Origin of the sequence: Winogradskyella psychrotolerans RS-3, assembly GCF_000427335.1 — a bacterium.
GTDB lineage: Bacteria > Bacteroidota > Bacteroidia > Flavobacteriales > Flavobacteriaceae > Winogradskyella > Winogradskyella psychrotolerans.
The window spans coordinates 98341-109367 of the sequence record NZ_ATMR01000077.1 but is presented as its reverse complement, the minus strand read 5'-3'; the positions used below and the strand labels follow the sequence as shown (position 1 = coordinate 109367).

6 protein-coding genes are annotated in these 11027 nt (G+C 33.5%); 1 reads left to right on the top strand and 5 read right to left on the bottom strand.

The window, feature by feature from the left end; all coding sequences use genetic code 11:
• Positions 1 to 89 precede the first annotated feature (89 nt).
• Together ADIWIN_RS05405 and ADIWIN_RS05400 are read right to left on the bottom strand one after the other, a co-directional pair.
• On the bottom strand, positions 90 to 611 hold the full coding sequence (locus ADIWIN_RS05405; protein ID WP_020895499.1) for an FG-GAP repeat protein: 522 nt from the start codon (positions 609 to 611) through the stop codon (positions 90 to 92).
• 688 nt (positions 612 to 1299) lie between these two features.
• Positions 1300 to 2169 (bottom strand): DMT family transporter, encoded by an 870-nt coding sequence (locus ADIWIN_RS05400; RefSeq protein ID WP_040756603.1) that lies wholly within the window; start codon positions 2167 to 2169, stop codon positions 1300 to 1302.
• A gap of 744 nt (positions 2170 to 2913) precedes the next feature.
• On the opposite strand from ADIWIN_RS05400, the gene ADIWIN_RS05395 reads away from it, so the two are divergent.
• The gene (locus ADIWIN_RS05395) at positions 2914 to 3867 is read left to right on the top strand and encodes a T9SS type A sorting domain-containing protein (protein WP_040756602.1); all 954 of its coding nucleotides are present in this window, start codon (positions 2914 to 2916) and stop codon (positions 3865 to 3867) included.
• A gap of 77 nt (positions 3868 to 3944) precedes the next feature.
• On the opposite strand, the gene ADIWIN_RS05390 is transcribed toward ADIWIN_RS05395, so the two are convergent.
• The 3 genes from ADIWIN_RS05390 to ADIWIN_RS05380 all read right to left on the bottom strand — a co-directional run bounded on the left by ADIWIN_RS05390 (position 3945) and on the right by ADIWIN_RS05380 (position 10820).
• A complete protein-coding gene (locus ADIWIN_RS05390) occupies positions 3945 to 5831 on the bottom strand; it encodes a cytochrome-c peroxidase (RefSeq protein ID WP_020895495.1) in 1887 nt (628 codons plus the stop codon).
• Positions 5832 to 5960: 129 nt separating this feature from the next.
• Positions 5961 to 9929 (bottom strand): choice-of-anchor D domain-containing protein, encoded by a 3969-nt coding sequence (locus tag ADIWIN_RS19460; RefSeq protein ID WP_051155415.1) that lies wholly within the window; start codon positions 9927 to 9929, stop codon positions 5961 to 5963.
• A 6-nt stretch (positions 9930 to 9935) separates the two neighbouring features.
• Positions 9936 to 10820, bottom strand: coding sequence for a tetratricopeptide repeat protein (locus ADIWIN_RS05380; RefSeq protein WP_020895493.1), 885 nt, complete (start codon positions 10818 to 10820; stop codon positions 9936 to 9938).
• Positions 10821 to 11027 lie beyond the last annotated feature (207 nt).

Here is an 11027-nt window from a genome sequence, read left to right as displayed (position 1 = left end):
GCAGCATCGGACGCCGTGAGTTTTGCTTGTTCTGTCCAACTACCTCCTCGAAACGTACCCGAAAATATAGGCCTAGACGCCCTGAATTATTACCAACTATCATCATTAATAAGCGCTCCAATAATGGCATAATCGCCATCAATAGCAACGGAAACGCTAAACATATTAACAGCAGCATCGGACGCCGTGAGTTTTGCTTGTTCTGTCCAACTACCTCCTGAACGCATAAACACATAAGCTGAACCTGACCCACTACCATTATCGTCATTATAGTAAGCACCAACAATGGCATAATCGCCATCAATAGCAACGGAACGGCCAAATTGATCATTTGCAGCAGCATCGGACGCCGTGAGTTTTACTTGCTCTATCCAACTACCTCCTGAACGCACAAAAATATAGGCTGAACCTGAATTAAGACTAGCATCATCATTATAAGGCGCTCCAACAATGGCATAATCGCCATCAATAGCAACGGAATAGCCAAACCAGTCGTCAGCAGCAGTATCGGAAGCTGTGGCATTAATGATTTCGTTCCAATTTTGAGCTTTAAGGGTGAAAAAAACTGTAGATACGATTAAGGCAAGTGTAAACAGAACTTTTTTTTTCATGATGTGTGTTGAATTGGTTGGTAAAGAATGTTTCATGCGATATTATATAATAGTTTAAAGCAAAACAATACCCTCTATTAGGTATATTTTAGATAACCAAATACAAATCAAAAAACTACCTTAAAAAATAATAAATCTCAGTGTTTTTCATTCTTAGATGGATTAAAAAAACTAAGTATAACTAATAAAGTTTTAAACATCATTAAAGTTTATTATCCTACCTGCTATGATGATGTACAGCTTCTGACATAAATTCTGTAAATACGTATAAAACAAGATTGGTATAACTTTTACGTAATTATTTTTTGTGACTTTGCACCCCTTGAAACACCAATACAGTTTCTGGGTTTAGCGCGTTAGGGATGGAAGCGGCATCCTTTTGCTTTTTTTTAGCAAAAGATATAGCGTACAGCCCGACCTGATAAGGGAACGCCCATAAACTTTCATATTATACACCTTATTGATTTCTGTAAGAAAACGTCAATAAATGCATTTAATTTAGAAAAATGTTTTCACGAAAATAAGTGGAATTGCATGTTTTAGCAAACATTCTTCGGTTAAAATATTTACATGATATTATGGTATGAAACACCATCAATTAAATATTACAGAAATCTGGTTTAAGACAAGATTCATCTGCATTTTTTATAGGCTCTATTACTCCAAGAGAAACGAACTCAAGGTAAATTTAAACTTTAGACTTCAGTACAGGCTTTTCATAAAATGTAAGTCTAATGCCAAATAGTAATACAATACCTCCAATAACCATTTGCAAAGACACTTGCTCATTTAATAACCACCAAGCTAAAATGGAAGCCAATACAGCTTGCCCTAACAGACTCACAGAAACTCTTGTGGCGCGCATATGCTTTGTTGCATAGCTAATAAGTAACCACGCCAAAAGCTGACATACTATACCTTGAACAACTAATACCAACCAGCCTGCATCTGAAAACCCAGTAAAAGGCTCATTAAAAGCATAACTAAGCGCACCCAATGCTATGGTTGAAGACACGAGACTAATCGTCACAAAGGTCATGACCTCCATATCTTCTAAAACATTTTTACTCAGCAACATATAAATAGCATAGAGCATGCCTGATAATACACCAAAAATAAAGGCGAGATTGAAATCAAAATTGAGGAACAAATCAAAACCTACCAAGAGCACCATGCCAATAATAGCCACAATGGTACCCATCCAAAAATTCTGTTTCGGTTTATCTCTTAGAAATAAAAAGGCACCAACACCTACCCAAACTGGTGATAAGTTAGTTAGCAAAGTTGCTTGTGTGGCAGTAGATTGTTGAATAGCAATATTCCAAACACCAACGTCTAAACCAAATACAACTCCACAAATTATTGAAAATAGGACTGCTTTTTTAGACGTTACCTTAAACTGTTTTGTGATCAATACGTAGGGCACAATAAAAACAGAAGCAATAGCCATTCTGTAAAATGCTGAAACAAGTCCTGGCGTTAGATTTAACTTCACCAAAATGGGAAATATTGAAATACAAATAATGCCAACCGCAAGTGCTATTCTTGGTTTTGTCATGAGTACATGGTTTAGTTTGAAGCCGACAAAAGTAAGCTTTAAAATGACTGCTTAATTAAATTATAGACTGCTATTTCTAATCTTGAATTATTATTAGAATTTACATCACTAAACGGTATAGTATTAGGACAAGAAACGTCTTAATTTCTTCTTTTAACCTCTGCTTACTGATTCTTTTTGTATGAAAAAATAGGTACTGACACTGTTTCTGTGACTTTTATTCTCGCTTCTGCTAAATATTCTGATCAAAAGACCACAGGCTTATCTTTTTAGTTTTTATGTGCTTTAATGATGGCAAGTATCATGTAAAATTGGAGTTTTTATTTTTATTTTTTTAATATAGGTCGAATTGCCAAAAACAATGTGGCTAATATTTATCAGCAAATTAATATCATTTAGCATCTTATGCTAATTAACATATTCTATTTCTAGAACCATTCGTCTTGCGACCCCTATTTTGAGTAAGTAAAAAAACAAGAAAAATTTTAAAATAGAGAACTAGAATAGTTTCTTATTTGTGTATCAAGTACATGGAAATAAATCAAAACTTATTGCTAATTTTTAAATTAATTTTTGAATTAGAAAAAAGGACTATATCATCTGCTTAATATAAAATATTATTTCTTAACACATCCATAAAACCTAGTCATAGTCAGGCTTTAAAGTAACAGTTATATAATAATACAATAACCTGTTTACCTGTTGCTAATTGTAGTTTTAAGCTCATTAACTAAAACAAAAAAAATGAAAAAAATTACTTTATTACTTATCGCATGTGTTGTAATGACTATGACTACAAATGCACAATGTTTTGATGGTTCTGGCGGACATTGGCCAGGCGGAACTGTTGCTATGGAAAATACCGGTTATGCTGAAACTATTGTATTTGATACTTGGCCAAATTCTGAGTATTCTTTAATTGGAAATCTTACACCTGGCTATGAATATTCTATTTCTGGAGACAATCCCATACATATAACAGCTACAGAGAATGATGACACTGTAATTGCTCACGGCATGAATCCATTAGTTTTTACAGCACCGGCTGGAGTTACAGAAATTACTATTTATTGGCATATAGACGCTGATTGTGGTAATGATGACACATCTACGTTTACGACTATTCAATGCGTAACTTGTTGTCCTGCTGACGCTGCTCCTGTATTAGCAACCGCACCTAGTCCTGCTGATACAGCTTCTAATGTTGTTCTTCAATCTAGTGATGCTTCTATGTCTTTTAATTGGACAGCTTCTACTACTGAAGATACAAGTGTATTCTATTTAGATACCGTAAATCCTCCTACGCAATCTTATACTGATTTTGAAAATGGTGATTCTATGCCCGATTTAGAAGCAAACACAACATATTATTGGAGTGTAGATGCTACTAATTGCATGGGATCCACGACTGGTACTGTTTGGAGTTTTACAACAGATAGTACATTGTCTATAACAGATAATGTATTTGAAATTACAAGTGTTTATCCAAACCCGACTTCTGGAATTTTAAACATTAAATCAGCTCAAGATATTGACAACGTTACTGTATTTAACTTATTAGGGCAAACGGTAGCTCATTTTGATAACGATACTATCACAAATTCTTCAATTGACTTATCTGAGTTATCTAAAGGGCTTTATTTAGTAAAAGTTTCTTCAGGAAATAACATACAGACTTTAAGGGTTACAAAGGATTAACACAAAATATATTTATAAAAAAACAGGAAGTGAAAGCTTCCTGTTTTTTGTTTTAAAAGGTTACTAAAAATGATTTATTAATCTTCCTCATTTAAAAAACTAGAAGTATCCGTAAGAGATTCCATAAAGGCTATAATATCTTTAATTTCTTGCTTTGTTAAATTTAACGGAGCATCAGATAAAGTCTGATTTTCAACCTCTAAGCCCATACCTGCACCACCTCCTAAATTATAAAACTCTAATACGTCTTCTAAAGTCTTAAAAGAGCCATTATGCATATATGGCGCTGTTAAAGCTATATTTCTAACAGAAACCGTTTTAAAAGAGTTTCTAAAGAAAGGTTGTTTATCTATATTTAAGCCATTCCCTAAACGACCAATATCTGTATCTAAAGTAGGGTTAATGGTATCAAAACCTTGCGTAATACCTAAAACTTCAGATTCTGTTTCTATATAAAAAGGAGGAACAGTACCGTTAAACATCGGTGCAAAATGACAGGTACCACAAGCTGCTTTTCCCATAAATAAATTAAATCCACGTAAGGCATCTTTAGGATAATCATTACTCTCGTTTCTAACATATTTATCGAATGGACTATCAAAAGATTTTAGAGAATTTACATAAGCTGCAATTGCATTACTAATAGAACGCTCATTAATATCTTGCTTATCAATACCGCCGTAAGCGTCTTTAAATAACTTTAAATAATTAGGATCTGTTTTCAGTTTCTTTGCTATAGCTTTAAAATTGGTATTGAACTCTAAATCATTATCGATAACATGACCGACTTGTCGTTCTAAATCATAAGCGCGTAAATCCCAAAAATAACGCGAAGCATAACCCGAATTAATAACGGTAGGTGAATTTCGAGATGTATAAAATCCTTTCTTGTTGGCTAAGCTTTTAGGTAAACCATCGGTAAAACCTTTATTAGGATCATGGCAACTTACACAAGACATTACATTACCATTAGAAAGTTTAGAATCCTTAAATAGTAATGCTCCTAATTGAATAGTTTTAGGATTATCTAAAGGCAAATACACCAACTCTGAATAAAATTTAGTGTTTAAAAAATCAGATTGAAAAAGATTAACTGCTTCATAATTTTGAGCGTGTTTTTTATAAGGCTCAAGCTTAATTTTATTTAAAGTTTGAAACTCTAACAAATCGGCATACAACGGATTAATTACTTCTTTTAGAAATGTCATTCTATCAAAATCATTAAAGCTAACATTAGCACTAAGTATCTTTTTCCCTTTTTTAAAGTGTTTTTTAATCTCCTTAAATTTAGATTTAGCTTCCGATTGCATGTCTTCTTCAAAATACATAAACGTAGTTTCCATACTTTGTAAACTCTCATAACTCTCTGCTAAAGCATTTACAGAACCTGGTGTATCAAAACCTGTAACGCCTAATGTAAAAAGCCTAACCATACCAGAACGCATACATTCTATAAGCTGACTCGGTTTTAAACGAATTGGCAAATGAATATTAGAAGCATAATCTACATGAGCTTTAAGTTCGTTTGCTAAATTTTTTATGTAATCTATATTTTCAATTGAAGCCTCTTCATTCACAGCTTCATCTAAAGCTTGTAATCCAGAAGGTTCAATAATTTTATCTCCTTCGTAATACTCACTAACTTTAGGTAATGGCGCTCCATTTATATAAGTACCGTTGTAGAAGGTTTGGTAATAATCAAAAATAAATTCGATTTTTTTATAGACTAATCTTGTCTTTTCAATTTGCCTTTTAATTGCTTTTAATTCACTTAATGTTGTAGAATTATCAGTTAGCTTAACCAAGGTGTTGACTTCTTCTTGAAATTTATAAAAGTTAGAAGCATATAAGACCCCTACCTTTTCTGTAATAGCATTGGTTTCAAAAGGTTCCGTTCCTTCTTTTCCAGACAATGCTAAAGAACAAATTAAAACAGTGATGATTAAAAAGATTATTTTTTTCATTGTGTACTTAGATTTTCAACTTAGAAATCCTTTAAATTTTATCAACTTATAGATAAATTAAAAACCCCAACTACAATCTGCTATTAACAGCATTGTGTTGAGGTTTAATAAATAATTTAGTTAGGTAAATTATTCAATAATTATAGACTTGTAATACGTATTCTTATCTGTAGCAATTTCAATAACATACATTCCTGTTGCCATATTACTTACATTGATAGTTTCGTTATCACTTTCCTTAACTAACTTTCCTGTGCTGTTATAAAATTTAACATTTGTAACATGCTCATTAAGGTTTACTTTAATATTAAGTAAATCGTTAGCTGGTACAGGGAAAACTTTTATCGTTTTCTCTACTGTTTCGTTATCATCTACACTAAGTGTTACTCCTGTTTTACTGATGGTAAAATAATCATCAATAGCACCAGTATCCCTTACAAACTTAACCGTTAAGTTTTGTCCACCATTACCATCACTTTCAATTTCCATCACACAAGATCCAAGTTGATTTAAAGATAAAAACATGGCTTCATGATCTAAATCTCCTCCTGATATTTGTCCTGATGAACCAGCAGTAATGTAAACAGCTCCTTCTGCGGCATCGCTAGTTTTTTGGTATGCACCATCGCCATCAACTTTACCATCACCATCTCCTGTTTCTCCAACAGTATGACCTCCATTAGTTATATTATCGATGTTAAAAGTATTTGCAAATCCTTGATGTCCATTTATAAAGTAAGAACGCTCATAAGAATGACTATGTCCATTTAGTACTAAATCTACACCGTTAGCTTCTAATATTGGCATAAAATTTTCTCTCATTTCAATCAATCTACCTTCCCAATCCGAATCGTGAGATCCTTTAGAATATGCTGGGTGATGAAATAAAGTGACGATCCAATCTTGTGTTGTATTCTGAATATCATTTTGAGCCCAAAGATATTGACTACCTCCTACTTCTCTACCCGATTGATGAGAGTCTAATACAATAAAGTGAATATTTGCATAATCGAAAGAATAATAAGCTTCTGTACCTGACGCCACACCACCAGCCTCAGCAGCCGTTGGAAACGTAAATATGTCATAATAAGGACCAGACTGAGTTTCTAAATCAGATGTAAAACCATCATGATTTCCTAAACAAGACCAAGCTACTGCCTTTTTCAACATTTCGTCATAGACATTAAAGAAATAACTTTGGTGTTGTGCGTCTGTACCATTACTATAAGCGTTGTCTCCTAAAAACAACATCATATCCGTCTGACCAGTATTTGTTTCTACCGTAGACACATAATTGTAATAAGCATCTCTTACATTTCTTTGATTAATACTTCCTGTTCCAGGATCTCCTAAAATCCATGCTCTTACAAATTGATCTGTTCCTGCAATTGGTGCTGTTTTAACAAACATATCTCCAGTTTCGCTTTGTGCTAGTACTTCATCGGCATTACCTATATTATAGTAATATTTTGTATTAGGATCTAACCCCGTTAAAGTCACTTCATGTTCCGTAGTTAATTCTGAATTAGAAACTACTGAAGTTAACATATCTAAAGCTGTTCCGTATTTAACAGCAGATTGTGTTGCTACTGCTGTTCTCCATTTTACAACCACACTTGTAGGTGTTCCACTTTGTAAATAAGGACCTCTTTCTACTTCAATAGTTGGTGCAATAGATGTGCTTGGTGTTAATTTGAAATTAAAACTAATATCTCCACTATTTACACTACTCTGGTGAATTTCTACAGCTATTATATTAATACCTTCAACTAACGGGAAAGAATTTACATTTTGTGTATTCCAAAAATCTTCATCAGACCCACTAATCCCTGTGATTGCATCATCATCGAATGCAATAGGACCTTCAGTTGGCATGTTATTTCTCCAAACCTCAACATTGTTTACATAAACCACAATCCCATCATCTCTAACAGCTTCTAAATCTAGACTATTATACATTGCTATATTTTCCATATCAATGTACTTTCTAAAATAAGTCGTAATAGGTCTTGGTGTTGCTGGCACTCCTAAATCGGTAACCTCATCTCCGTCTCCATAACCAATTTCCGTAGCTGCTTCTTCCCAATTACTTTGGTCAAAAGTTAAAGTTCTCCATGCTGTACCTTGATCACTACCATCATTTAAGTAAAACCAATCATCTCCCGCATTAATTGTTGCAGGAAAAGAAGCCTCTGCACCTTCGCCTTGCACATTAAATGTGAATGGATTTTCATCCGTATCATTACTTTCAATAGTAATAGTTGCTGTAGATAAAGCTGAACTTGTAGGTACAAAAGTGATAGTAAAAATTGAAGACATTCCGCCATTAATAGTCGACTCTGAATTAGTAATCACAAACTCTGGGTTATCACTAATTATAGAAGCGATTGTAATCACACTATTTCCTGTATTTGCTATTGTAAATGATTTTGTTTTTCCTACAGAAATAAATGCAGGGCCAAAATCTGTATGATCTAAAACATCTGGTGTAGTATCTCCATTAGAAATTAATGTACCATTCCCTAAAACATCTAAATCTATAATCGCAGTTTCTCCTGTACCTTGAAGATTAAATGTGTAAGGATTTTCATCTGCATCATCACTAGCAACTGAAATCATTGCTGTATTAGTTACTGCTGCAGTTGGTGCATATTGCACTACAAACTCTAAACTTTGATTTGAAGATACTATTGAAGCACTAGGCTGTGTAAGTATTGTAAACTCAGCATCACCAGTTATATAAACTAACGGTGTGCCTGTTAAGTTTAAATCTTGCTCACCTAAATTAGTAATAGAAAACGTTCTGGTTAATGTTTCATTAATTCCTGTGTTTTCAAATTGTGTAAAATCTGAAAGATCTGGTGTTGTATCTCCATTTTCAATAGAAATAGAGTTTCCTGTAATATCGATTTCAACTGGTGGTGTTTCATATTCAATATGTAACAAAACTGATGCACTAGAAGCTTCTCTGTAAGCTCCATCAGATCTCGAAACTCCTGTAAACATAAATGCCATACTATTCCCTGGTTCCCAACCACTTCTTGCTGTAATTTCAGAAAGAATAGCACTGATATCTGGTGTTCTCTGCGCTGTTGAAGCCTGACCTATTTGTCCAACCCAACTCGCTATAGCCCAATCTACATTTGCTGTAGTTGCCATTCTGGTTGAAAGGCCAAAATTACCATTAGATCCGAGCACAGAAGCATCGTCACTATTGTCTCCTGTAACATTTACAGTGACATCTCCATTTCCATTTTCATCCACTTCAAACTGAACATAAGCATTGGTTACCACAGCATTTTGTGGAAGATTAATATTTTCAAAACGGACCCCTACAACTTGTTCTGTAGTTCCATCATAGTACAATTCTAAATCGGAACTAATAGTACTTACAAAACCACTACCACTAAACGCCTCTTCAGCCGTACCATCATCTTCATTAGCTGTAATATTTACTGTAGAAGTAACAACGTCTGAAGGCTCAGCTGTGTATTCAATATGTAATGAAGGTGTGCCTCCTGAATTATTTTCAGCTTCTCTCCAAGCGCCATCTGATCTTGAAACTCCTGTAAATTTAAAAACCATACTATTACCTTCAGTCCAACCACTTCTTGAGGTTATTTCTGAAAGTATAGCACTAATATCTGGCGTTCTTTGATTTGTTGATGCCAGACCTATTTGCCCTTCCCAACTTGCAATAGCCCAATCTACATTTGCTGTAGTTGAGGGTCTTGAAGACACACCGAAAGCTGCGTTACCAACAAAACTTGAGGCATTATCCGTATCGTCTCCTGTAATATTTACAGTTACATCACCTGCTCCATTTTCATCTACTTGAAATTGAATATAAGCATTTGTTATTACAGCATTTTGAGGAAGCCCAATATTTTGAAAATAGAGACCAATAACTTGTTCATCTGTTCCGTCGTGATATAATTCTAAATCCGAACTACCTGTATAGACTTCACCACTGCCGCTAAAATTTTCTTCTGCAGAACCTGCACTGCCATTTATGGGAATATCTACCGTTACGGTTTGAGAAAATGAATATGCCGTAATCAGCAACATCATTAACATAAAAGTACTTTTTTTAATCATGATTGTTTAGTTGTTAAGTGAATTTTCTAAATGTTTTATTTTGTCTTCTAACTCTATAATCGATTCCATTTTTTTAAACTTAGCATCCAATTGATCAATAGCAATTGTAGCTTGTTTTAAAGCTATATTAGCCTCTTCAGTTCTGTTTTGTTCTACTAAATAATTTGCTTTTTTGTAATACCAAAATTCCTTTCTTTTATATTCTACAATGAAATAATCGTACTGCTGTAATGCTTTCTCTATGTCGTCACTTTCTTTTAGATACTCTAATTTTTTAAGCTGAAGGGCTATCGTATTAGAGCCAAGCTTACCTAAACCAACCTCTATTGTCTCTATAGCTTGGGCATAATTTTCATTATTTTCAGCTAAAATTATATCTGTAAACTCTAATATATCTTCTGGCCGTATATCCTCCATATGTTCAATAACATATTGATAGGCACTTAAAGATTCTTGATAAGATTTTAAATGGAATAATATTTGGGCTTCTAGCTTTTTAGCCTTAACATCTGTAGGAATGATGTCTAAATAAACAGTTATACTATTTAAAGCATTATTATAATCTTCAGATAGATAATTGAGTTCCGCAATTCTGTATTGTAATACGCTATCAGTATTTCCTAATGCTTGAGATTTTAAATAATCTTCCATTGCCTTTGGATATTCAACATGCTGCTGGTATAACAATCCTCTTTGGTAATAGAGTTCAAAATTGTTTGGACTTTTTGAAATTTCTTCTGTCTTTTTTAATATTTGTTTGGTTAAATCTCCATGAGCAAATGCTTTTGTAGACAAACACGTAAAGACAACAGCAAATACTATTATTTTTAATAAAACTGTACTAAAAAATACAGTATGATTTAATCGTTTGATGCGTAATTTCTTTTTCAACGGAAGTTCTTTTTAAGTTCAAAACAAATGTAGAAATTATCAGAGAAGTTAGCTCTTTGTCGTTAACCAACACACTCGTCAAAACACATAAAACGCCGATTAAGTGATTTTTTGTGTTTTTTAAATTATTGTAAAAACCTAACAACAAACAACTTAAAGCACTCTATTAAGATTGCTTTAAATGATCACCATGACAATGTTAATAAT